Origin of the sequence: Kluyvera cryocrescens NBRC 102467 (assembly GCF_001571285.1) — a bacterium.
Lineage (GTDB): Bacteria > Pseudomonadota > Gammaproteobacteria > Enterobacterales > Enterobacteriaceae > Kluyvera > Kluyvera cryocrescens.
This window is the reverse complement of sequence record NZ_BCTM01000024.1, coordinates 58059-80386: the sequence shown is the minus strand read 5'-3', so window position 1 is coordinate 80386 and position 22328 is coordinate 58059. Positions and strand designations below refer to the sequence as shown.

General features: G+C 54.7%; 20 protein-coding genes, 2 tRNA genes and 1 pseudogene. 13 read left to right on the top strand and 10 right to left on the bottom strand.

Annotated elements, in window-relative coordinates:
• Positions 1 to 273, bottom strand: a 273-nt coding sequence (yjeJ, locus tag KCR01S_RS17235; protein WP_218007477.1) for a YjeJ family protein, incomplete at its 3' end; no start/stop codon positions are given.
• A gap of 151 nt (positions 274 to 424) precedes the next feature.
• Positions 425 to 1453: an EF-P beta-lysylation protein EpmB gene (gene epmB / locus KCR01S_RS17230; RefSeq protein WP_061284293.1), complete on the bottom strand. Its 1029-nt coding sequence runs from the start codon at positions 1451 to 1453 to the stop codon at positions 425 to 427.
• Between the two features lie 40 nt (positions 1454 to 1493).
• On the opposite strand from epmB, the gene efp reads away from it, so the two are divergent.
• From efp to sugE, 3 genes are all read left to right on the top strand, one after another.
• Positions 1494 to 2060: an elongation factor P gene (gene efp, locus KCR01S_RS17225; RefSeq protein WP_061284291.1), complete on the top strand. Its 567-nt coding sequence runs from the start codon at positions 1494 to 1496 to the stop codon at positions 2058 to 2060.
• A 176-nt stretch (positions 2061 to 2236) separates the two neighbouring features.
• The gene (gene ecnB, locus KCR01S_RS17220) at positions 2237 to 2383 is read left to right on the top strand and encodes a lipoprotein toxin entericidin B (RefSeq protein ID WP_061284288.1); all 147 of its coding nucleotides are present in this window, start codon (positions 2237 to 2239) and stop codon (positions 2381 to 2383) included.
• Positions 2384 to 2516: 133 nt separating this feature from the next.
• A complete protein-coding gene (gene sugE, locus KCR01S_RS17215) occupies positions 2517 to 2834 on the top strand; it encodes a quaternary ammonium compound efflux SMR transporter SugE (protein ID WP_061284286.1) in 318 nt (105 codons plus the stop codon).
• A gap of 66 nt (positions 2835 to 2900) precedes the next feature.
• On the opposite strand, the gene frdD is transcribed toward sugE, so the two are convergent.
• Genes frdD through frdA form a run of 4 tightly spaced genes read right to left on the bottom strand, consistent with a single transcriptional unit; the run spans position 2901 to position 6194 of the window.
• Entirely contained in the window at positions 2901 to 3260 is a 360-nt protein-coding gene (frdD, locus tag KCR01S_RS17210; protein WP_052284675.1) for a fumarate reductase subunit FrdD, read from the bottom strand.
• 10 nt (positions 3261 to 3270) lie between these two features.
• Positions 3271 to 3666 carry a fumarate reductase subunit FrdC gene (gene frdC / locus KCR01S_RS17205; protein ID WP_052284676.1) on the bottom strand — a complete coding sequence of 132 codons (396 nt, stop codon included), beginning with the start codon at positions 3664 to 3666 and terminating at the stop codon, positions 3271 to 3273.
• A gap of 10 nt (positions 3667 to 3676) precedes the next feature.
• Entirely contained in the window at positions 3677 to 4411 is a 735-nt protein-coding gene (locus KCR01S_RS17200; protein WP_061284284.1) for a succinate dehydrogenase/fumarate reductase iron-sulfur subunit, read from the bottom strand.
• Complete coding sequence (gene frdA, locus KCR01S_RS17195) at positions 4404 to 6194, bottom strand: fumarate reductase (quinol) flavoprotein subunit (RefSeq protein ID WP_061284283.1); 1791 nt, start codon at positions 6192 to 6194, stop codon at positions 4404 to 4406. Before frdA ends, KCR01S_RS17200 begins: the two co-directional genes overlap by 8 nt.
• Before the next feature lie 311 nt (positions 6195 to 6505).
• On the opposite strand from frdA, the gene epmA reads away from it, so the two are divergent.
• On the top strand, positions 6506 to 7483 hold the full coding sequence (epmA, locus tag KCR01S_RS17190) for an elongation factor P--(R)-beta-lysine ligase (protein ID WP_061284281.1): 978 nt from the start codon (positions 6506 to 6508) through the stop codon (positions 7481 to 7483).
• A 136-nt stretch (positions 7484 to 7619) separates the two neighbouring features.
• Here epmA and mscM read toward each other — a convergent pair whose 3' ends face one another.
• The 3 genes and pseudogenes from mscM to rsgA all read right to left on the bottom strand — a co-directional run bounded on the left by mscM (position 7620) and on the right by rsgA (position 13282).
• On the bottom strand, positions 7620 to 10943 hold the full coding sequence (mscM, locus tag KCR01S_RS17185) for a miniconductance mechanosensitive channel MscM (RefSeq protein ID WP_061284279.1): 3324 nt from the start codon (positions 10941 to 10943) through the stop codon (positions 7620 to 7622).
• A gap of 206 nt (positions 10944 to 11149) precedes the next feature.
• Positions 11150 to 12106 (bottom strand): annotated as a pseudogene (gene asd, locus KCR01S_RS17180) (archaetidylserine decarboxylase); the annotation flags it as partial.
• 120 nt (positions 12107 to 12226) lie between these two features.
• Positions 12227 to 13282, bottom strand: coding sequence for a small ribosomal subunit biogenesis GTPase RsgA (gene rsgA / locus KCR01S_RS17175; RefSeq protein ID WP_174522460.1), 1056 nt, complete (start codon positions 13280 to 13282; stop codon positions 12227 to 12229).
• A gap of 106 nt (positions 13283 to 13388) precedes the next feature.
• On the opposite strand from rsgA, the gene orn reads away from it, so the two are divergent.
• The 3 genes from orn to KCR01S_RS17160 all read left to right on the top strand — a co-directional run bounded on the left by orn (position 13389) and on the right by KCR01S_RS17160 (position 14300).
• Entirely contained in the window at positions 13389 to 13934 is a 546-nt protein-coding gene (orn, locus tag KCR01S_RS17170) for an oligoribonuclease (protein WP_061284275.1), read from the top strand.
• Between the two features lie 180 nt (positions 13935 to 14114).
• Positions 14115 to 14190: transfer RNA gene (locus tag KCR01S_RS17165), tRNA-Gly, on the top strand.
• 34 nt (positions 14191 to 14224) lie between these two features.
• Positions 14225 to 14300, top strand: a tRNA-Gly gene (locus tag KCR01S_RS17160).
• Positions 14301 to 14569: 269 nt separating this feature from the next.
• Here KCR01S_RS17160 and queG read toward each other — a convergent pair.
• The gene (queG, locus tag KCR01S_RS17155) at positions 14570 to 15709 is read right to left on the bottom strand and encodes a tRNA epoxyqueuosine(34) reductase QueG (protein ID WP_061284273.1); all 1140 of its coding nucleotides are present in this window, start codon (positions 15707 to 15709) and stop codon (positions 14570 to 14572) included.
• On the opposite strand from queG, the gene nnr reads away from it, so the two are divergent.
• From nnr to hfq, 6 genes are all read left to right on the top strand, one after another.
• Positions 15708 to 17234: a bifunctional ADP-dependent NAD(P)H-hydrate dehydratase/NAD(P)H-hydrate epimerase gene (gene nnr, locus KCR01S_RS17150; RefSeq protein WP_061284271.1), complete on the top strand. Its 1527-nt coding sequence runs from the start codon at positions 15708 to 15710 to the stop codon at positions 17232 to 17234. The genes queG and nnr overlap by 2 nt on opposite strands.
• Entirely contained in the window at positions 17227 to 17688 is a 462-nt protein-coding gene (tsaE, locus tag KCR01S_RS17145; RefSeq protein ID WP_061284269.1) for a tRNA (adenosine(37)-N6)-threonylcarbamoyltransferase complex ATPase subunit type 1 TsaE, read from the top strand. Before nnr ends, tsaE begins: the two co-directional genes overlap by 8 nt.
• 16 nt (positions 17689 to 17704) lie before the next feature.
• A complete protein-coding gene (gene amiB / locus KCR01S_RS17140) occupies positions 17705 to 19078 on the top strand; it encodes an N-acetylmuramoyl-L-alanine amidase AmiB (RefSeq protein ID WP_061284268.1) in 1374 nt (457 codons plus the stop codon).
• Positions 19079 to 19087: 9 nt separating this feature from the next.
• Positions 19088 to 20944, top strand: coding sequence for a DNA mismatch repair endonuclease MutL (gene mutL / locus KCR01S_RS17135; RefSeq protein ID WP_061284266.1), 1857 nt, complete (start codon positions 19088 to 19090; stop codon positions 20942 to 20944).
• Positions 20937 to 21887: a tRNA (adenosine(37)-N6)-dimethylallyltransferase MiaA gene (gene miaA, locus KCR01S_RS17130; RefSeq protein ID WP_061284265.1), complete on the top strand. Its 951-nt coding sequence runs from the start codon at positions 20937 to 20939 to the stop codon at positions 21885 to 21887. Before mutL ends, miaA begins: the two co-directional genes overlap by 8 nt.
• 132 nt (positions 21888 to 22019) lie before the next feature.
• Positions 22020 to 22325, top strand: coding sequence for an RNA chaperone Hfq (hfq, locus tag KCR01S_RS17125; RefSeq protein ID WP_052284691.1), 306 nt, complete (start codon positions 22020 to 22022; stop codon positions 22323 to 22325).
• Positions 22326 to 22328 lie beyond the last annotated feature (3 nt).

Here is a 22328-nt window from a genome sequence, read left to right as displayed (position 1 = left end):
TAGCTCAGCGTGTTGAATCGATGGGATATTCTGGTGCATTTTCTGGACGGTTTTATCACGCAGCTTTTCATATTGGCGGCGTTTCTCCGCACTTAGCTGCGGTAGCTGAGACAGACGAAACTCCAGCGCAATCAGCAGATCTTTTAGGACAATTACGGGCAGGAAGAAGAGTGACTCTTGATTACGCGGTGACTTAATTTTCAGCGCCAGCGCAATAAAATGACTATCCTGGCGGATGACGCCGGCATTAATACCCATCATTGTAATCGACAAACGGTTCTCCTTAACCATTTTTCAGTTAAATGAGAAATTTAACTTATTGATATGGTTTGTTTTTATTGTGTTTAACTATGCCTAAAATAACATGGCCGCCCATGATGTCCAGAGAATATAGGCAGGCCTACGCCTGACTATATTCGTGGTATTAGCGCTGGCGTAGTTGGAGATCCAACGGCGTTTTACTTGGTTCTCCGCCAATCTCTCGAGCCAGCTTAGGCACCATATAACCTGATACCAGAGTGAGCAATTCACGCACAATCTCACGCGCTTCATCATCGCTAATGAGGAAGTGAGCCGCGCCCTGCACTTTATCCAGAACGTGCAGGTAATAAGGCATCACGCCTGCGTCAAATAACGCGTTGCTGAGGTTTGCCAGCGTTTGCGCATTATCGTTAACGCCGCGTAGCAAAACGCTCTGGTTGAGCAACGTCACGCCGGCCAGGCGCAGATGCTTCATGGCGGTGCGGAACTCGACCCCGATTTCGTTGGCGTGGTTAATATGATTCACGAGCAGGATCTGCAGTGATGAGCGCTCAAAGCGGGTAACCAGTGTATCAGTGATGCGTGCCGGGATAACGATCGGTAAACGACTGTGGATACGCAGGCGTTTAATATGCGGGATCGATTCTAGCTGCGTAAGCAGCCAGTCCAGTTCGTGGTCCTTTGCCATCAGCGGATCGCCACCTGAGAAGATGATTTCATCAAGCTCAGGGTGCGCACTAACATAGTCCAGCGCGGCCTGCCAATTCCGCTTATTGCCCTGGTTGTCGGCATATGGGAAGTGGCGACGGAAGCAATAACGACAATTTACCGCGCATCCGCCTTTCACCAGTAATAGCGCGCGATTGCGGTATTTATGCAACAGTCCCGGCACCACGCTGTGCTGTTCTTCCAGTGGATCGGTGGAAAAGCCAGGCGCGGCAATAAATTCTTCTTGCGAGGTAAGTACCTGACGTAACAGAGGATCGTTAGGATTACCTTTTTCCATTCGCGCGACAAACGCGCGCGGAACGCGCAGGGCGAAAAGACGCTTAGCCTCACGGCCAGCGAGCAAATTTTCATCAGCGTCTATATTCAGAAGACGTAATAGTTCATCCGGATCGGTGAGAACATCGGCAAGTTGCATCAACCAATCTTCTCTGGATGGGGTATTTAGGGTTACAATATGCGCCATTTTGTGGCTTAGCTACCATTTAACAATTTCAGAGGGCCTTATGGCGACTTACTATAGCAACGATTTTCGTGCTGGTCTTAAAATCATGATGGACGGCGAACCGTACGCGGTTGAAGCCAGTGAATTCGTTAAACCGGGCAAAGGTCAGGCATTCGCACGCGTTAAGCTGCGCCGCCTGCTGACCGGTACTCGCGTTGAGAAAACCTTCAAGTCTACTGACTCCGCTGAAGGTGCAGATGTTGCCGATATGAACCTGACTTTCCTGTACACCGACGGTGAGTTCTGGCACTTCATGAACAACGAAACCTTCGAACAGCTGGCAGCCGATGAGAAAGCGGTTGGCGATAACGCTAAATGGCTGCTGGATCAGGCTGAGTGCATCGTGACCCTGTGGAACGGCCAGCCTATCTCTGTTACTCCACCAAACTTTGTTGAACTGGAAATCATTGAAACCGATCCAGGTCTGAAAGGTGATACTGCAGGTACCGGCGGTAAACCAGCGACTCTGTCTACTGGCGCAGTCGTAAAAGTTCCTCTGTTCGTACAGATTGGCGAAGTGATCAAAGTGGATACTCGCTCTGGCGAATACGTCTCTCGCGTGAAGTAATTCATGTCCTGAGCCGTGGCGCAGCAGCTCTGCTGCGCCTGCCTTCTGCAATCCCTGCCTTATCTCTGCTCTTTTCCGCTTTTATTCTGAAAAAAATCGCTGAGAACCAACATCCTGAGTGAAGTTGTCTATGCTTATCAAGCAAGATAAGTAAAACTGACATAAAGGATGACATTATGGTGAAAAAAGCGATCGCGGCGATTTTTACGGTCCTGGTACTTTCCTCGGTTTTAACTGCATGTAACACCACCCGAGGTCTTGGACAGGATATTTCCGATGGTGGTAGCGCGATTTCTGGGGCAGCAACCAAGGCGCAGCAATAAATATAAACTGACGGTACGACCTGCTGTTGTACCGTCGTTTTTCGTCACCTATACTGACCCCTTCTAAACACCTTACGGGACGACCCGTAAGCTTATCGCACTCGGGGACGGCCCCATCATCATGGAGCCTACTATGTCCTGGATAATTCTCTTTGTTGCTGGTCTTCTTGAAGTGGTTTGGGCTGTTGGCCTGAAGTACACCCATGGATTTAGCCGTCTGGTACCCAGCGTGATTACGGTGGTGGCGATGGTGGTTAGTATGGCCATGTTGTCATGGGCGATGAAAAGCCTGCCGGTAGGGACGGCTTATGCGGTCTGGACTGGAATTGGCGCCGTTGGGGCTGCGATAACCGGCATTTTGCTATTAGGCGAGTCCGCCAGCCCAATGCGTATCGCCAGTCTGGCGCTGATCGTGATGGGAATTATTGGTCTGAAGTTGAGCGCACATTAACGCGCTACGCGATATTGCCAGGCAGGCTACAGGCATCGTAACCTGCCCGGGCAACGTGGCGCTGGTTTAGATAAACAGTACCCCGACCAGCGTCACGACCGTCAGAATAGCTGCCAGACCATAGAATACCCATTTTCCGTTCGGGACGTGGATTTTCAGATCATGCATCGCATGGTGGATACGGTGTAGACCGCACCACAGCGGCAGAACAATCATTAGGAAGATAAACGCACGGCCAATCAGGCTGTGGGCGAAGCCCAGAACGCGTTCGTAACTAAAGGCGTCAGCCGGCGCCAGACCTAGCGGCAGCATAATGCCAACCAGCAGCACAATAACCGGGGCGATAATCGCACCCCACATGCCGCCTGCGCCGAACAGGCCCCAGAATACCGGCTCGTCGGAACGTTTTGGATTAGGGTTAATCATGCCAGTCTCCTTACCAGAACAGGGCGATAAACAATATCACCACGCTGACCACTGCGGTCACGACCCAGAGCCCTTTAATAATCGGCTCCGGCCCCATTTTCTCGCCTTTCACGATGATGTTGGCTGCCTTTGGCGCCAGCTCAAACCAGGTTTTAGTGTGCAGCAGCGCAGCGCCCAGGGTGATCAGATTCAGCACGACCACGATAGGGTTTTGTAAAAAGCCTACGTAGCCAGCCCAGCTCTCAGCACCGTGCTTCAGCGCAAACAAACCGTAGATCAGTACAATACTGAACCAGACGGTGGGTACCGCTGTGCCTTCACGCAGCATGTAGAAGCGATAAAACGGCAGTTTTCTCCACCAGGTGGACGGCATCGGCCGTACATAGGGTTTGCGTTTAGTCGTCATAATGCACTCCTTAGCGTGGTTTCAGGGTAGCGATAAGAAAGTCTTTCGAACTTTCCACTTTACCCTGCTGAATGGCGGCGGCGGGATCGACGTGTTTTGGACACACTTCGGAGCAGTAGCCGACAAAGGTACAAGTCCAGACGCCATTCTGACCATTCAGCTGCGCCATGCGCTCTTTCTTCCCGTGGTCGCGGCTATCTTCGTTGTAGCGGTGAGCGAGGGTTATCGCCGCCGGGCCGATGAATTCAGGATTCAGACCAAACTGCGGGCAAGCCGCATAGCACAGGCCGCAGTTAATGCAGCCAGAGAACTGATGGTATTTCGCCATCTGCGCTGGGGTTTGGGTATTTGGCCCCTGATCTGGTGTCCGCGGGTTGCCGATGATATACGGTTTAATCGCTTCCAGGCTCTCGATAAAGTGGGTCATATCAACCACCAGATCGCGCTCGATAGGGAAGTTTGCCAGCGCCTCGACTTTGATCCCTTTGGTGTACTCACGCAGGAAGGTCTTACAGGCCAGCTTCGGCACTTTGTTAACCATCATGCCGCAGGAACCACAGATCGCCATACGGCAGGACCAACGATAGCTTAGGTCCGGAGCCAGGTTGTCTTTGATGTAGCCCAGTGCATCGAGTAGAGAAGTCTGCTCGTCGTAAGGGACTTCATAGAACGCACTGTGAGGCGCGCTGTCCACTTCCGGGTTGTAGCGCACGATCTCAACTTTTAATTTCTGCATCTCAGCCATTCGCCGTCTCCTTCTTCTCGGCCGCTTCTGCTTCTGCGCCGTACACGCGTTTAGCCGGTGGCAGGGTGGTGATTTTCACATCGCTGTAGTCGAGGTGCGTGGTGCCGTCAGCGTCGCGGAAGGCGAGGGTATGCTTGAGGAAGTTAACATCATCACGCTCGGTACAACCCTCATCCAGACGCTGGTGTGCGCCGCGCGACTCTTTGCGCGCCATTGCGGAGTGCGCCATACATTCGGCGACGTTCAGGCCGTGGCCCAGCTCGATGGTGTAAAGCAGATCGGTGTTGAAGACGCTGGAGGTATCGGTGACGCGCACGCGTTTGAAACGCTCCTGCAGTTCAGCAAGCTTATCGATAGTTTTCTGCATCAATTCCGGCGTACGGTAGATGCCGCAGCCTTCTTCCATCGACAGACCCATTTCGTCGCGGATCTTCGACCAGTTTTCATTGCCTTCCTGGTTAACCAACGCTTTCAGGCGGTTTTCGATATCGCTGACCTGCGCGTCCAGCGCGCTGCCGTTTGCTTCACCGGCGGTTGCTGCGCGAGCCATCGCCTGTTCACCGGCCATACGGCCGAACACCACCAGTTCCGCCAGCGAGTTGGAGCCCAGACGGTTCGCGCCGTGCAGACCGACCGAAGAGCACTCACCCACGGCGAACAGCCCTTTAATACGGGTTTCACACTGCTGATCGGTTTCGATGCCACCCATGGTGTAGTGCGCCGTTGGTCGCACCGGAATAGGCTCTTTCACAGGATCGACGCCGACGTAGGCTTTCGCCAGCTCACAGATAAACGGCAGGCGTTCCAGCAGTTTTTTCTCGCCAAGATGGCGCAGGTCCAGGTAAACGACATCGCCACGCGGCGTAGGCACGGTATTGCCTTTGCGCCATTCGTGCCAGAAGGCCTGGGAGACTTTGTCGCGCGGACCCAGTTCCATGTATTTGTTTTTTGGCTCGCCCAGCGGAGTTTCTGGGCCCATGCCGTAGTCCTGCAGATAGCGGTAGCCGTTTTTGTTAACCAGAATACCGCCTTCGCCGCGGCAGCCTTCGGTCATCAGAATACCGGAGCCCGGCAGACCGGTCGGGTGATACTGAACAAATTCCATATCGCGTAGCGGAACGCCGTGACTGAGCGCCATGCCCATGCCATCACCGGTGACGATGCCGCCGTTCGTGTTGTAGCGATAGACACGACCCGCGCCGCCGGTGGCCATCACCACCGCGTTAGCGCGGATTTGCACCAGTGAACCTTCCATCATGTTCATCGCGACCAGACCACGGGCCTGACCGTCATCAACCAGAATGTCGAGGACGAAGTGTTCATCAAAGCGTTGGATTTGGGGGAATTGCAGGGAGGTCTGGAACAGGGTGTGCAGCATATGGAAGCCGGTTTTATCGGCGGCAAACCATGTCCGTTCGATTTTCATGCCACCGAAGCGTCGAACGTTGACGCTACCGTCCGGGCGACGGCTCCATGGACAACCCCACTGCTCGAGCTGGGTCATCTCCGTTGGGCAATGATGAACGAAGTAATCGACGACATCCTGTTCGCAAAGCCAGTCGCCACCGGCGACGGTGTCGTGGAAATGGTATTCAAAGCTATCATGGTCCTGTGCGACGGCGGCAGAGCCACCCTCGGCGGCAACCGTATGGCTGCGCATAGGATAAACTTTTGAGATCAAAGCGATTTTGGCTTTTGGGTTGGCCTGGACGGCTGCGATAGCAGCGCGTAATCCAGCTCCACCTGCGCCTATAATGGCAAGATCGGCTTGAAAGGTTTGCACGACATTCCTCCAGATTATTGTTATTTCACAACGAGCTACGCGGGGGATATCACGTGGCCTGTCGCAAAAGCGTTTCCACTGCTCCTTTATGGGTAAAGCAGTATACCCGCGGGGTTAAGAGGGAAATTTGATGTGTTCGATTTTTTTATCGATATGTGCGCTTTATTTACCACTGTAGCCTATGAATTACGTTCTGGAATTTCTTAGGAAATTCTGGCCTCTCGTGACCTCTACAATCATTGGGCAATATTTGTGTCGTGTGTCGCTTGCGGGTAGACTTCGTGCCCTTGACTGAAATCGGAGAGAAAAACATGAGCGAGACGGCAACCTGGCAGCCGAGCGCGTCCATCCCCAACCTGTTAAAACGTGCGGCGCTGATGGCGGAAATCCGTCGTTTCTTTGCGGACCGCGGCGTATTGGAGGTGGAAACGCCCTGCATGAGCCAGGCAACGGTCACTGACATCCATATGGTACCGTTTGAGACTCGCTTTGTTGGCCCGGGACATTCCCAGGGAATGAACCTGTATCTGATGACCAGCCCGGAATACCATATGAAACGCCTGCTGGCTGCAGGTTGTGGCCCGGTGTTCCAGCTGTGCAGAAGCTTCCGTAACGAAGAGATGGGACGTCACCACAACCCAGAGTTCACCATGCTGGAGTGGTATCGCCCGCACTTTGATATGTATCGCCTGATCAACGAAGTCGACGATCTGCTGCAGCAGGTTCTGGAAACCCAGCCGGCTGAGAGTCTCTCTTACCAGCAGGCGTTCCAGCGTCATCTGGAAATTGACCCGCTGTCGGCGGATAAAACCCTGCTGCGAGAGGTGGCGGCGAAGCTCGATTTAAGCAACATTGCTGATACTGAAGAAGATCGCGATACGCTGCTACAGATGCTCTTTGCCTTTGGCGTTGAGCCGCATATCGGCAAAGACCGTCCAACGTTCGTTTACCATTTCCCGGCAAGCCAGGCGTCATTGGCGCAGATCAGCACGGAAGATCATCGTGTGGCCGAACGCTTTGAGGTTTACTTCAAAGGGATCGAGCTGGCGAATGGTTTCCACGAGTTGACCGATGCCCGCGAGCAGCGGCAGCGTTTTGAGCAGGATAACCGTAAGCGTGCTGCACGCGGTTTACCGCAGCAGCCGATTGATCAAAATCTACTGGATGCGCTGGCGGCCGGTTTGCCGGACTGCTCGGGCGTGGCGTTGGGCGTTGACCGGCTGGTAATGCTTGCGCTGGGCGCGGAAAGTCTGGCTGATGTGCTGGCATTTACCGTCGACCGAGCCTAACCCGCTGTCAATGAAGATAAAAAATGGCGCAGATAGCGCCATTTTTTTTTATCCCTTTTTTAATGACCGTGTGCGGTCAGCGATGCCAATCTGTTGATGCGTACTCGCCTTTCCTCTGGCGAAGAAAGGCGAGCATTTACAGGCTACCCGGCTGGCGACTACTACGTCCGGCCGATGTCAGGGTATTTGCTGATTTTTTGCCGTTGATGCTCTCCAGACGCATCTGGAAAGGTGGGAACGGCATATCGATACCGTGCTGGCGGAAACCGGCCAGAATTAACTGGTGCAGTTCGTGGCGCAGCGGCATGCGATGGCCCATCTCGGCGGCGTAGATACGCAGTTCGAAAATTTGAATTCCCTGCTGTAAATCCACCAGGAACGCTTCCGGTGCGGGTGTATCAATGACCAGCGAGCAGCGATGCGCGGCGGTCAGCAGGATCTGCGCAACCTCTTCGCTGTTGGCATCCGATGGTGCCGGGATGCTTAACACCACGCGGGTGACTGAATCCGACAACGACCAGTTGATAAACTGTTCGGTGATAAAGGCCTTGTTTGGCACGATGATCTCTTTGCGGTCCCAGTCGCTGATGGTCGTGGCACGGGTATTGATACGCGTGACGCTACCGGTCAGGTCGCGGATGGTGACCGTATCGCCGATACGAATCGGCTTTTCAAACAGAATAATCAGGCCAGAGATAAAGTTGGCGAATATCTCTTGCAGGCCAAAACCGAGCCCCACACCGAGTGCGGCAACCAGCCATTGCAGTTTCGACCACTCAATCCCCAGCAGCGAGAAGCCCATCAGGCCCCCAATCATCATCAGGATGTATTTCGTGATGGTGGTAATGGCGTAACCGGTGCCCGGGGTCAGGGAGAGGTGCTGGAGGATGGCCAGCTCAAGTAGCGCTGGCAGATTGCGCACCAGTTGGGTGGTAATGATCAACACCAGAATAGCAATGAGCACAGCCCCGAGGGTAATTGGCTCAATGCTTTCAACACCCTGTACGGTAGACGTAACATCCCACAGCGAGATGTTCTCGAGGAAGCCAAACGCCGAGTGAATTTCCGACCACAGGATAATGACCGACACCAGCGCAATCAGCATCAGAATGGAACGAACGAGGCGCAGAGACTGTTCGCTGATGGTGTCGAGATTGACCTCACTCACCTCCATCTCAGCCGTTCCTTCAATGCTGGTGGCGTGCGGTTCTTCCTCACCTCTGGCGCGGTGTGCCAGCATTTCGGCTCGTTTGTGTTTAGCTCGCTCGAATGCCAGCCTGCGGCGCTGAATCAGCATCCAGCGGCGTATGACGTGGTAAATCACCAGCAACAGGAACCAGATGGCTACCGAAGTCTCCAGGCGCGCCAACAGCGCCTGCGATGTGGCGAGATAGCCAACGGCTGCGGCAAAAATAGCGACCAGCGGCGCACCGATCATCAGGTTCCACAGCATGCTGTTGACCCGATTATCACCGTTACCCTCTTTGTCGAGATAGAGTGGAATACCCGCGCGCTTCAGGCTGAGCGTCACCACGGCCAGCGCACCGCAGATCAGAATAAAACAGAGTCTGCCAAGCGAAGCCGAAAATTCTCGATCGTTGAGATTATCAAACATGATCAGCGCCATGATAAGCGGCACGATCAGACCGATGCTCATCAGGTAATAGCGCATGGCACGGGCCACGCGGTTTTGTGGCCACCCGAAGTGAACGATAAACAGGCCGTTAGTGCGGGCGAAGGCGGCGCAGATCATCACGACCCACAGTAGTGGTACGGTAGCAGTAACGCCATCACCGATGGCGACGGCAAGCGGATACGGCCAGGCTTCCTGTAGACCGTAGCCGAGCGTTGCCCACAGCACCGGCAGCGGCGAGGCCACCAGAATCGACCAGAAGACCGTGCGCATGGTTAACCAGAAGTGGTCTTGGGTTACTTTGCCTACGCGAGCGCTGGAACGCTCGAGAAAACGCGTAAAGTGCTTACGTGAGCTAATGCTAAAGCCAACCAGCAACAGCGCGGCGAAGAGTGGGAACAGCGTTTGACGACTGGTCACCATCATCACGCCGGCTTTGCCGAGCTGGCTAAAGGTATCCAGCGATATCAGGCGGCGCAGATCCTGAACGATTTCAATCGGCCAACTGAAGTCGATAGGGCGCACATCGGAAGTCCAGAATAGGTAGCGATGCGTCGCTTCGTTGACCTCTTTCAGCGCATCTTCCAACTGACTATTGGAGACTTTCAGCTTGGTGAGCTCAAGGATCAGCGTGTCACCGCCTTGCAGCAGGGAGTTCAGCAGTTCACGCTGGGTGCGCAGTTGGGCCTCAAGTATGCGGTTTTGCTCGCTGGTGAGCGGCTGACCGTCAAGCTGATGGAGCTGGCGCAGCTGCGGCTGTTTGTTCAGCAAATCTTCATAACGCAGGCGATGCACACGCAGCTGCGCCATTTCGGTATCCAACTGCTGCGGCTTCGGCATTTCAGGCAGGCGCGCAACCTGAGCACGCAACGCCTCACCGAGTAAATTTGATGCCCCCAGCCACTGTGACTGCTCGCGCAGCGTGTTGAGGGCCTGACGCACCTGCAAAGTCTGATTAGCGGCCTGGCGCTGCTGGGAGGCGACTAAATCCATACGCTGGGCCTGCTGGTTCAGCGCCTGGGAAAGCTCACGGTTAATTTTAAATTGGTTAACGATACCAGCGGGCAGATTCTCGCTGTTTTCGGCCAGCAGTTCTGTACTTTCCAGCGCGCGTTCCGCTTCCTGCTGACGCTGGCTATTGAGCTGGTTGCGCAGCGCCTGTAGATAGGCGTCAAGCTGTTCACTCTGTTTTTGTGCCAGCTCTGAGCGCATACGCGCCAGTTCCTGGCGATTATTGGCGGAAAGCTGTGCCAGTTCCAGTTCGTCGACCAGCGCCTTCAGTTTGCTGGAGTCAGCCTGCAGGCTAAGCGCTTGCGCTTGGGCCAGCGGCGTATTGCCAGTGTTGGTGCCAAGACGGCGTTCGACATCGTTCAACTGCCGGCGGGCGTCAGTTTGCTGCTGCGGTAATTGATTGACGGAGTCCGCTATTTCGCGGGCGCGATCCTGTTCCTGTTGCGCCAGACGGCTTTTCTCCAGCAGTTGGCTGCTGATTTGCAAAATCTCCTGATTGAGCGCGTCGGTGCTCATTCCGTCGGGAACCTGGCGTGGTTCATCACGCAGGTTGTTGAGCTGGCTGCGTAGCGTTTGGGAGAGTTTGGGGAAGTTGTCGATGACCTGCTGGTACTGGGCGGCGCGCTCAAGGGAGCCTTTTTGCTCCTCGAGCGCGGTAAGTGCGCTTTCCAGCGCCTCGACGGTTTCAGGCTGAGCGGGTTTAGCCGCTTTCGCCTGTTCCAGTTCCTGGGTGATTTGTCGAGCGTTAGGGGCCGTCGCTGCGTACGCCCCCTGGCTGAGGCACCAGGCCATCAGTAAAGTGATAATCAGGCGCACATCAGACCCTTATTGAGTGGTTAGCTTTGTTCTTTTTTGTCGTCAGACTTTGGCACCGCGTTGTGCTCAACGGCCTGTTCGGTGGCCGGCTCAACGGTGGCTTCGGGCTTAACGACAGCTTCAGGCTCAGCGACGACGGCTGGCTCAACGACAGCTTCAGGCTCAGCGACGACAGTTGGCTTAACGACAGCTTCAGGCTCAGCGACGACGGCTGGCTCAACGACAGTTTCAGGCTCAGCGACGACGGCTGGCTCAACGACAGCTTCAGGCTCAGCGACGACAGTTGGCTCAACCACCGCTTCCGTAGAGATAGCCAGCGGTTCACCCAGTTTCGTCACGGAGAGGTTTTTCAGCGCGTCGACCAGTTTCACTTTGCCCGGGGCAAACAGGTTAATAACCGTTGAACCCAGTTTGAAGCGGCCCATTTCCTGACCCTTCAGCAGCGCGACAGAACCTTCCTGGTCGCCAGCCGGATAGGTCCAGCGCTTGATCACGCCTTCACGCGGTGGCGTGACGGTGCCAGACCAGACGGTTTCAATACTGCCGACGATGGTCGCACCGACCAGAATTTGCGCCATTGGACCAAATTCGGTATCAAACAAGCAGATAACACGTTCGTTTCGGGCAAACAGATTCGGTACGTTCTGCGCCGTCAGATGATTGACGGAGAAGAGATCGCCGGATACGTAAATCATCTCGCGCAGGATACCGTTGCACGGCATGTGCACGCGGTGGTAATCACGCGGGGAGAGGTAGGTCGTGGCGAAGGTGCCGTTACGGAACAGGTCGGCCATGATGTAGTTACCGGCCAACAGCGCTTCCAGCGAATAATCGTGGCCTTTGGCCTGCAGAATTTTATCGCCTTCAATTGCGCCAAGCTGGCTGATGACGCCATCGGCTGGCATGACCAGCACGTACGGATCGGTGTTGACCGTGCGGGCATCTTCACGCAGCGGACGGATGAAGAAATCGTTGAAGGTGCGATAGCTGGCGGTATCCGGCTTCTGCGCCTCTTTCATGTCGACCTTGTAGAATTTCACGAACAGATCGATAACCAATTTGGTCAGCCATCCCGCTCGTTTGCTTGCACCCCAGCCTGCGAGACGCGTAAGCCACAGTTTAGGCAGAATGTATTGCAGTGAAAGTTTAAACGAGTTTAACAAGGTAGCCTCCAGGCCAATATGTGTCGTTCCTGACCCGACGACAGGCGTCGGATCTTAATGAGAAAAGCGGCCGATTCTAGCGATTGTTAGCAAAAATGTCAGTCGGCAAAATCATAGTTCTCATTTATCGGTCTCTGAAAAGTTTTTACGCGTTTTTACCTGCGCCATACTGTCCAGAATGTGGTGATAGTTTTCAAAACGCGTCTCGGCAATCTTCCCGTTGTCCACGGCTTCACGGATGGCACAGCCTGGATCGGTATCGTGTTTACAGTCGCGATATTTGCAATGGCCAAGGTAGTCATGGAATTCGACAAAACCATTGGTCACTTGTTCCGGCTCGAGATGCCAAAGGCCAAATTCACGAACGCCAGGGGAGTCGATAACATCGCCGCCGTGCGGGAAGTGGTACAGACGCGCGGCGGTAGTGGTGTGCTGGCCTAAGCCTGAAACATTGGAGACATCGTTGGTCAGGATGCTGTCATCGCTCAGCCCCAGTAGCGCATTGAGCAGACTGGATTTACCCACCCCGGACTGACCGGCAAAGATGCTGATTCGGTTAGTGAGCGCTTCTTCCAACGGCTTTAAGCCATCCTGCGTATGGCTCGACGCCATCAGAACGCGGTAACCGATATGGCGATAGATATCCATCTGCTCGTTAACAAATGCCATGCCTTCTTCATCCAGCAGGTCGATTTTGTTAAGCACAAGAAGGGGTTCAACATCGAGCGTTTCGCAGGCCACGAGGTATCGGTCGATAATATTGAGCGACAGTTCTGGCAAAATGGCGGAAACGATAACGATCTGATCGATATTGGCGGCGATGGGTTTCACGCCGTCATAGAAATCCGGGCGGGTAAGCACCGACGTTCGTTCGTGCACCGCCTCAACGATGCCTTTGACCCTGACGCCTTCCGCAGCCGCTTTCCCTGGCCGCCAAACGACGCGATCGCCGGTAACCAACGAGCGGATGGTGCGGCGGATATTACAGCGGTGGGTTTCGCCATCGGCGGACTCCACATCGGCATGCATACCAAAGCGGCTGATAACGATACCTTCGGCGGCTTCGCCAAACAGGTTATCGTCGTAATCTGGCTTCTCCGCAGTTGTCGTCAGGCGGCGCTGATGATTGGCTTTTACGCGGCGCTGTTGACCTTTGGAGAGTTTATTTTTACTCAATCGTGCTGACTCCTGGTCGCCCATGTTGGGCAAAACCTCTATGATACACGCTAATTAATACTAGTTAACCTACCGCGGCAGGTAAGACAGAAGGGTGGAAAATAACATGAGTGCAGATGAAAACAACCTGATTTGGATCGATCTGGAGATGACGGGTCTGGATCCCGAGCGCGATCGCATTATTGAAATCGCCACGCTGGTGACCGATGCACAGCTGAATATCCTGGCGGAAGGGCCGACCATTGCTGTCCACCAGTCTGATGCGCAGTTGGCGCTGATGGACGACTGGAATGTTCGCACTCATACCGGCAGCGGGCTGGTTGAACGCGTGAAGGCCAGTACCTTGGGCGATCGTGAAGCGGAACTGGCGACGCTGGAATTTCTCAAGCAGTGGGTGCCGCAGGGCAAATCGCCAATCTGCGGTAACAGTATCGGCCAGGATCGTCGCTTCCTGTTTAAATACATGCCGGAGCTGGAGTCCTATTTCCACTATCGCTATCTGGATGTCAGTACCTTAAAAGAGCTGGCGCGTCGCTGGAAGCCAGAAATTCTGCCTGGCTTTAAAAAACAGGGCACTCATCAGGCGATGGATGATATCCGCGAGTCGGTGGCCGAGTTAGCCTACTATCGCGAACATTTTATTCAGCTTTAACGTGCTAAAGGGATGAATTGGCGCTAAAATAGGCAATCTGCCGATTTATCCAGCACTTGAACGAAAAAAATAAAAAATCGCTTCAGGGGGGGTTGCAGGGGGAAAGAATTCTCGTATAATGCGCCTCCCGTAACGAAGCAGAAATGCGAATTACGACAGCAACAAAAATTGCCAGATTTTGCGGGAATAGCTCAGTTGGTAGAGCACGACCTTGCCAAGGTCGGGGTCGCGAGTTCGAGTCTCGTTTCCCGCTCCAAAAATTTGAAAGCAGTAGCAGTAGACACACCCAAGCGGGAATAGCTCAGTTGGTAGAGCACGACCTTGCCAAGGTCGGGGTCGCGAGTTCGAGTCTCGTTTCCCGCTCCAAATTTTCTTCCAAATCCAAATTACTTCCACAATGAAATCATTCGTTGAGGTTGTTTTTTTCGTTCCTGAAATACTCTTGTGAACAGAGTTATCCACAGCCTGTCGCCATCTTCTTCGCATGCTAACTTTTTTGAGGTTTTTACGCGTTAATTTATCTCATTGAAATATAACGAGATATATCATTTCAAAATGTTATCGAGATCGCTTGACGAAATTTGGCATGTTGAAACGCAATGTGTTTTTATTTTTACTCACAGGCTGTGAGTATCTTAGGCATCGCGCGGTAAGCCTTTTTCCACCACTCTCACCAGACGCTGTTTCTTCGGCAACTGCACCTCGATTGCTCCCTCATTTCGGCGGGCAATTTGCTGCGCAACCGCCCATTCAATGTGTTCATCGAGTAGTGGGTGCTCACCTCGGCGGCTTTCCAGGGCATTAAGTACACCTTCACTCCACGGCGCATTGCCGAGCGCGACGGCAATATTTCGCAGCCAGCGCAAATGACCGATACGACGGATCGCCGAGCCTTCGGTAACTTTCAGGAACCAGGCTTCTGTCCAGGCGAACAGCTCGATGAGTTCGGGAGAATGCAGGGCTTTGCGTGGGCTGAAGTCCTCTTCATCGGTTAACTGCGAAAAACGGTTCCATGGGCAGATAAGCTGGCAGTCGTCGCAACCGTAAATACGATTGCCGATGAGCGGACGAAACTCTTCCGGAATTGCGCCCTCCAGTTCGATAGTCAGATAGGAAATGCAGCGCCGGGCATCGACGGTATAGGGTTCGACAATCGCGCCGGTCGGGCAGATGGTCATGCACGCGACGCATCGTCCGCACTCTTCAGCTACCGGCCGATCGATGGGCAGAGGGATATCGACTAACAATTCGCCAAGGAAAAAGAACGTTCCGGCATCGCGATTTAGGATTAGTGAGTGCTTACCCGTCCAGCCAATTCCTGCTTTTTCCGCTAATGGGCGTTCAAGAATAGGCGCAGAGTCGACAAACGGTCTAAAATTCAGCGAGACACACTGTTCCTGAATCATTTCACCGAGCTTTTTAAGGCGGTTACGCAACAGCTTATGATAATCACGCCCTAGGGCATAACGGCTGACGTATCCGAGCTCGGGGTTTTTCAGCGTGCGGGCAAATGCCGCATTGGCGGGAAGATAATTCATGCGAACGCTAATCACCCGGAGCGTTCCGGGCTGCAGTTCGTGGGGACGAGCGCGCATCATGCCGTGGCGTGCCATCCAATCCATCTCGCCGTGGTATTGTTTATCCAGCCATGCCTGTAGTTTAGGTTCGGCCTCGCTGAGATCGGTGTCAGTAATACCGACCTGCTGAAAACCGAGTTCAGTGCCCCATTGTTTGATTTGTTGCGCTAATTGATTGAGATCGAGGGGCTGTGACATGACGGACCATACATTGACAAGAATCCCCCAAAGTATACCACACTCCATTTGGCCTGCGGACGAACTGCGTCGCGCCGAAAAAACGGCGGCAGAGAGTCTCGGCATTTCCCTTTATGAACTGATGGAGCGCGCCGGAAAGGCCGCGTTTGATATGGCGCGTAGCGCGTATCCTGCAGCCGCGCATTGGCTGATATTGTGCGGTCACGGTAATAACGGTGGCGATGGCTACGTTGTCGCTCGTCTGGCGCAAGCCGCGGGTATTCGCGTGACGCTCATGGCCCAGACCGTTGATAAGCCACTGCCGGAAGAGGCGCACACGGCCCATCAGGCGTGGCTTGCAAGCGGCGGAACCATTCATCAGACGGATATCCCATGGCCGCAGGACGTGGACTTAATTATTGATGCTCTGCTCGGTACCGGATTACACAACGCGCCGCGTGAGAACGTGGCGGGGTTGATTGAGCAGGCGAACCTTTTTCCGGCCCCGATTATTGCGTTGGATATTCCCTCCGGCCTCAATGCCCAAACTGGGACCACGCCGGGCGCCGTGATCCATGCGGCATATACCATCACGTTTATCGCCCTCAAACCGGGTCTACTGACGGGCAAAGCGCGCGATGTGGTTGGCCAGCTTCGCCATCATGCGCTGGGTCTGGAAGCGTGGCTGGCAAAACAGCAAACGCATGTTCATCGTCTCGATGCCTCACAGTTGTCGCAGTGGTTTACCCCACGGCGTCCGACTTCGCACAAAGGCGATCATGGACGCCTGGTGCTGATCGGTGGCGATCGGGGGACCGCTGGCGCCATTCGTATGGCCGGAGAAGCCGCGCTACGTGCGGGGGCAGGATTGGTGAAAGTGCTCACGCGTGTGGAAAACATCGCGCCAATCATCACGGCACGCCCGGAATTGATGGTTGATGAACTCACACCGCAGTCGCTGGATGAAAGCCTGGAATGGGCGGATGTGGTGGTGATTGGTCCCGGCCTGGGGCAGGCCCCGTGGGGGACGCAGGCGCTGCGCAAAATAGATAATTTCCGCAAACCCACGCTGTGGGATGCCGATGCGCTGAACCTACTGGCAATCAATCCGGATAAACGTCACAATCGCGTGATCACACCGCATCCCGGTGAGGCCGCGCGTCTGCTGAGTTGTTCAGTGGCGGAAATTGAGAACGATCGCTTATTTTCTGCTCAGCGTCTGGTACAACGGTACGGAGGCGTCGTCGTGCTGAAAGGGGCGGGGACAATCGTTGCCGATGAACGCGGTGTGATAAGCATAATTGATGCCGGAAATGCCGGTATGGCCAGCGGTGGAATGGGCGATGTGCTTTCGGGCATCATTGGCGCATTGCTGGGGCAGGCATTATCGCCGTATGATGCAGCCTGCGTAGGGTGTATCGCCCACGGTGCAGCGGCCGATGAACTGGCGGCGCGCTATGGCACCCGCGGCATGTTGGCGACCGATCTCTTTTCCACGCTACGGCGTGTTGTTAACCCGGATGTGATTGACGTAAACCATGATTAATCGAGTGATTCCTTTACCTGATGAGCAGGCAACCCTGGACCTTGGCAACCGAGTGGCGCAGGCCTGTCTCGGCGCAACGGTCATCTATCTGTATGGCGACTTAGGCGCAGGTAAAACCACCTTTAGCCGCGGATTTCTGCAGGCGCTGGGCCATAACGGCAACGTCAAAAGTCCAACTTATACCCTTGTTGAGCCGTATCAGCTCGATAAGCTCATGGTCTACCACTTCGATCTGTACCGCCTTGCCGATCCCGAGGAGCTCGAATTTATGGGGATCCGCGATTACTTTACTGACGATGCCATTTGCCTGGTGGAATGGCCGCAACAGGGCACCAGTGTTCTGCCCGAGCCGGATATCGAAATACACTTAGATTACCAGGCGCAAGGGCGTGAGGCGCGCATCGCTGCGGTCTCCTCATTAGGTGAGTCTCTGCTGGCGCGGTTTGCCGGTTAATTTTAGGGATCGCAGGATGATTATTCGCGCAAAAGGGTGGTTGATCGCTGCGCTGATGCTGGTCTGTGCACCGGCTCTGGCGGCGAGCTTGTCTGATATTCAGGTGGCGAACAGTGAAACGCAGGCGCGTATCACGTTTAGCTTTATGGGCGATCCGGAATATAACTTCAGCCAGGATGATAAACGCAGCGTGGTGCTGGATATCAAGCAAACGGGCGTGATTCAGGGGCTGCCGCTGCGTTTTAGCGGTAACAATCTGGTAAAAGGCATTCGTTCCGCCACGCCGAAGGACGATCAGTCGCTGCGGCTGGTGGTCGATTTGACGGAAAATGGCAAAACGCGCGCGGTGAAACAGCAAAACGGGGCTAACTATACCGTTGTGTTTACCATCAACGCCGATACGCCACCACCACCACCGCCGCCTCCAGTGGTCGCGAAGCGGGTAGAAACGCCGGTTATCGCGCCGGCTCCTTCCCAGCCTGCGCGTAATCCGTTTAGCGGTGGCAGCAGCAGTAGCAGCAGTAACAACAATGGCAGCTTTAGCCGTGAGCGTCAGCCTGCTATTGCCAGCACGATCGCGCCAACGCCGCGTCCGGCCGCGCGCGCGCGCGTCGCTTCCGGTGACAAAGTGATTATCGCCATCGATGCCGGCCACGGTGGCCAGGATCCGGGCGCTATTGGCCCTGGCGGTACGCGTGAGAAAAACGTCACTATCGCCATTGCGCGCAAGCTTCGAGCGCTGTTGAACGACGATCCGATGTTCCGTGGCGTGTTGACCCGCGATGGCGACTACTTTATTTCGGTGATGGGGCGTTCCGACGTTGCGCGTAAGCAAAATGCGCATTTCCTGGTGTCGATTCACGCGGATGCTGCACCAAATCGCGATGCCACCGGCGCTTCAGTGTGGGTGCTGTCGAACCGTCGCGCGAATAGTGAAATGGCCGGTTGGCTGGAGCAGCATGAGAAGCAGTCCGAACTGCTCGGTGGTGCCGGTGACGTACTGGCCAACAGTCAGGCTGATCCTTACCTGAGCCAGGCGGTGCTGGATCTGCAATTCGGTCATTCGCAGCGCGTAGGGTATGATGTGGCAACCAGCGTGATCGGTCAACTACAGCGCGTGGGAAATTTGCATAAACGACGCCCTGAGCATGCCAGCCTTGGCGTGCTGCGCTCGCCGGATATCCCCTCAATTCTTGTTGAAACCGGTTTTATCAGTAACAGTGGCGAAGAACGACTGCTGGGGAGCGATGACTACCAGCAGAAAATCGCGGAAGCCATTTATACCGGTTTACGTAACTATTTTACCGCGCATCCGATACAATCCGGCCCTCGTGACGAACAGTCGCAGACTGCCAGCGCAGCATCCTCTACCCGGACGCTCATTAACTAAGGAGTATTCATGCCGATTCAGGTTTTACCGCCACAGCTTGCTAACCAGATTGCTGCGGGTGAAGTGGTGGAGCGTCCTGCATCGGTAGTGAAAGAACTGGTGGAAAACAGTCTCGATGCGGGGGCAACCCGCATCGATATTGATATTGAACGCGGCGGTGCCAAGCTTATCCGTATTCGCGATAACGGCTGCGGGATCAAGAAAGACGAGCTGGCGCTGGCGCTGGCGCGACATGCCACCAGTAAAATTGCCTCTCTCGACGATCTTGAAGCGATTGTCAGCCTGGGTTTTCGTGGGGAAGCGCTGGCGAGTATTAGCTCGGTCGCACGTCTGACGCTTACGTCGCGCACGGCTGAGCAGGCTGAAGCCTGGCAGGCCTATGCCGAAGGCCGCGATCAGGCGGTGACCGTCAAACCTGCGGCGCACCCGGTCGGGACGACGCTCGAGGTGCTGGACCTGTTCTACAACACGCCGGCGCGGCGCAAGTTTATGCGCACCGAAAAAACCGAATTTAACCACATTGATGAAATCATTCGCCGTATTGCGCTGGCGCGCTTCGATGTGAGCTTCAACCTGAGCCACAATGGCAAAGCTATCCGCCAATATCGGGCGGTGGCCGAGGGGGCGTCGAAAGAGCGTCGCTTGGGTGCTATCTGCGGCGTACCGTTCCTCGAGCAGGCGTTGGCCATTGAGTGGCAGCACGGCGACCTGGCGCTGCACGGCTGGGTGGCGGATCCGAAGCACACCACCACGGCACTGGCGGAAATTCAGTATTGCTACGTGAACGGGCGTATGATGCGCGACCGGCTGATTAACCACGCCATTCGACAAGCGTGTGAAGATAAGCTCGGTGCGGATCAGCAGCCAGCGTTTGTGCTGTATCTCGACATCGATCCGCACCAGGTGGATGTGAACGTGCACCCGGCCAAGCATGAAGTCCGTTTTCACCAGTCGCGATTGGTGCATGATTTTATCTACCAGGGCGTGCTGAGCGTGTTGCAGCAGCAGTTGGACGCACCTTTACCGTTGGCAAACGATGATGAGCCTGCGGCGCGTGCCCTGCCGGAAAACCGCATCGCCGCGGGACGTAACCAATTTGCTGAGCCGGCGATAGCGCGTGAACCCGCCGCTGTGCGTTACCCGTCGGCCAATGGCGATGCTCCTTCTCGCGCTAGCAGCGGTGGCGCAAGCTGGCCAAACGCTCAGCCGGGCTATCACAAACAGCAGGGTGCGCTCTACCGCCAACTGCTTGATACTCCGGTCAAGCGCCCGGAGCCGTCGAAACCGGCGGCAGAAAACCTGGCGGGACATAGCCAGAGTTTTGGGCGCGTACTGGCGATTCTTGCCGATGAGTGTGCGCTGCTGGAGCGCAGCGGCAAGCTTAGCCTGCTGGCTTTACCCGTTGCCGAACGCTGGTTGCGTCAGGCGCAGTTGACGCCTGGCGAAACAACGATTTGCGCTCAGCCGTTGCTGATCCCACTGCGCCTTAAGGTGACGGAGGCCGAAAAGCAAACGCTGGAAGGTGCGAAGGCCACGCTGAATACGTTGGGGATTGAAATATTGCTGGAAGGCCAGCATGCCACGATTCGCGCGGTGCCTTTACCCTTACGCCAACAAAATTTACAAATCTTGATTCCTGAACTGATAGGCTACCTGGTGGGTCAGACTCATGTCGATGCCGGTAACGTCGCGCAGTGGTTAGCCCGTAATTTAACGAGCGATCACGCGCAGTGGAATACCGCGCAGGCGATTGCCATGCTGGCAGACGTTGAACGTCTTTGCCCGCAGTTGGTCAAAGCACCACCAGGCGGCCTGTTGCAACCTGTTGATTTAGATTCTGCGATGAACGCCCTACGAAATGAGTGATGTAACCGAGGCGAGCCTGCCTAAGGCAATTTTTTTAATGGGACCAACCGCTTCGGGCAAAACGGCGCTGGCGATTGAATTACGTAAAGTTTTGCCAGTAGAGTTGATTAGTGTGGATTCCGCCCTTATTTATCGAGGGATGGACATCGGCACCGCCAAGCCGACCGCGGAAGAGCTGCAAGCAGCGCCGCACCGGCTGTTGGACATTCTCGATCCGTCGCAGGCCTATTCGGCGGCGGATTTTCGTCGTGATGCGCTCGCGCAGATGGCGGAGATCACCGCAGCAGGGAAAATCCCCCTGCTGGTCGGTGGCACAATGTTATATTTCAAAGCGTTATTAGAAGGGTTATCGCCGCTTCCTTCTGCAGACCCGGAAGTTCGGGCGCGGATTGAACAGCAGGCGGAAGAGCAAGGTTGGATGGCGCTGCACCAGCAGCTGCGGGAGATAGACCCCGTCGCGGCTGAGCGTATACATCCAAATGATCCGCAAAGACTTTCCCGAGCACTGGAAGTTTTTTTCATTTCGGGTAAAACTTTAACGGAGCTGACACAAACGTCAGGAGACGCTCTACCCTACAAGGTGCATCAGTTCGCCATCGCCCCGGCGAGCCGTGAACTGCTCCATCAACGCATTGAGCAGCGTTTTCATCAGATGTTAGCTTCAGGTTTTGAAGCAGAAGTGCGGGCGCTATTTGCCCGTGGAGATTTGCATACGGATATGCCTTCCATTCGTTGTGTGGGATATCGCCAGATGTGGTCATACCTTGAAGGCGAAATCTCTTATGATGAAATGGTTTATAGAGGAGTTTGTGCCACGAGACAGCTAGCGAAACGCCAGGTGACGTGGCTACGCGGTTGGGAAGGCGTTCATTGGTTAGATAGTGAGCAGCCGGAGCAGTCGTTTAGTCAAGTAATACAGGTAGTGGGTGCTAGTGTAGACTGAATGTGTACAATTGAGTCGTATCGTGCGCAATTTTCGAATCGTAAGGTTCATACGCAAATCGAACAGGTTGCGGCTTCGTGGCCTGGAAGACGAAGTGTATAAGTACAAATAAGCATATAAGGAAAAGAGAGAATGGCTAAGGGGCAATCTTTACAAGATCCGTTCCTGAACGCACTGCGTCGGGAACGTGTTCCAGTTTCTATTTATTTGGTGAATGGTATTAAGCTGCAAGGGCAAATTGAGTCTTTCGATCAGTTCGTGATCCTGTTGAAAAACACGGTCAGCCAGATGGTCTATAAGCACGCAATTTCTACTGTTGTCCCGTCTCGTCCGGTTTCACATCATAGCAACAACGCTGGCGGCGGTACCGGTAGTAACTACCATCACGGTAGCAACGCGCAGGGTTCTGCGCAGCAAGACAGCGAAGAAACCGAATAAGGT

Excerpts from the sequence above, each read along its gene's own strand:
- hfq (WP_052284691.1), top strand. The coding sequence starts at position 22,020 with ATGGCTAAGGGGCAATCTTTACAAGATCCGTTCCTGAACGCACTGCGT.
- miaA (WP_061284265.1), top strand. The coding sequence starts at position 20,937 with ATGAGTGATGTAACCGAGGCGAGCCTGCCTAAGGCAATTTTTTTAATG.
- frdD (WP_052284675.1), bottom strand. The coding sequence starts at position 3,260 with ATGATTAACCCTAATCCAAAACGTTCCGACGAGCCGGTATTCTGGGGC.
- ecnB (WP_061284288.1), top strand. The coding sequence starts at position 2,237 with ATGGTGAAAAAAGCGATCGCGGCGATTTTTACGGTCCTGGTACTTTCC.
- nnr (WP_061284271.1), top strand. The coding sequence starts at position 15,708 with ATGACGGACCATACATTGACAAGAATCCCCCAAAGTATACCACACTCC.
- queG (WP_061284273.1), bottom strand. The coding sequence starts at position 15,709 with ATGTCACAGCCCCTCGATCTCAATCAATTAGCGCAACAAATCAAACAA.
- sugE (WP_061284286.1), top strand. The coding sequence starts at position 2,517 with ATGTCCTGGATAATTCTCTTTGTTGCTGGTCTTCTTGAAGTGGTTTGG.
- mutL (WP_061284266.1), top strand. The coding sequence starts at position 19,088 with ATGCCGATTCAGGTTTTACCGCCACAGCTTGCTAACCAGATTGCTGCG.
- frdC (WP_052284676.1), bottom strand. The coding sequence starts at position 3,666 with ATGACGACTAAACGCAAACCCTATGTACGGCCGATGCCGTCCACCTGG.
- efp (WP_061284291.1), top strand. The coding sequence starts at position 1,494 with ATGGCGACTTACTATAGCAACGATTTTCGTGCTGGTCTTAAAATCATG.
- epmA (WP_061284281.1), top strand. The coding sequence starts at position 6,506 with ATGAGCGAGACGGCAACCTGGCAGCCGAGCGCGTCCATCCCCAACCTG.
- tsaE (WP_061284269.1), top strand. The coding sequence starts at position 17,227 with ATGATTAATCGAGTGATTCCTTTACCTGATGAGCAGGCAACCCTGGAC.
- amiB (WP_061284268.1), top strand. The coding sequence starts at position 17,705 with ATGATTATTCGCGCAAAAGGGTGGTTGATCGCTGCGCTGATGCTGGTC.
- epmB (WP_061284293.1), bottom strand. The coding sequence starts at position 1,453 with ATGGCGCATATTGTAACCCTAAATACCCCATCCAGAGAAGATTGGTTG.
- orn (WP_061284275.1), top strand. The coding sequence starts at position 13,389 with ATGAGTGCAGATGAAAACAACCTGATTTGGATCGATCTGGAGATGACG.
- KCR01S_RS17200 (WP_061284284.1), bottom strand. The coding sequence starts at position 4,411 with ATGGCTGAGATGCAGAAATTAAAAGTTGAGATCGTGCGCTACAACCCG.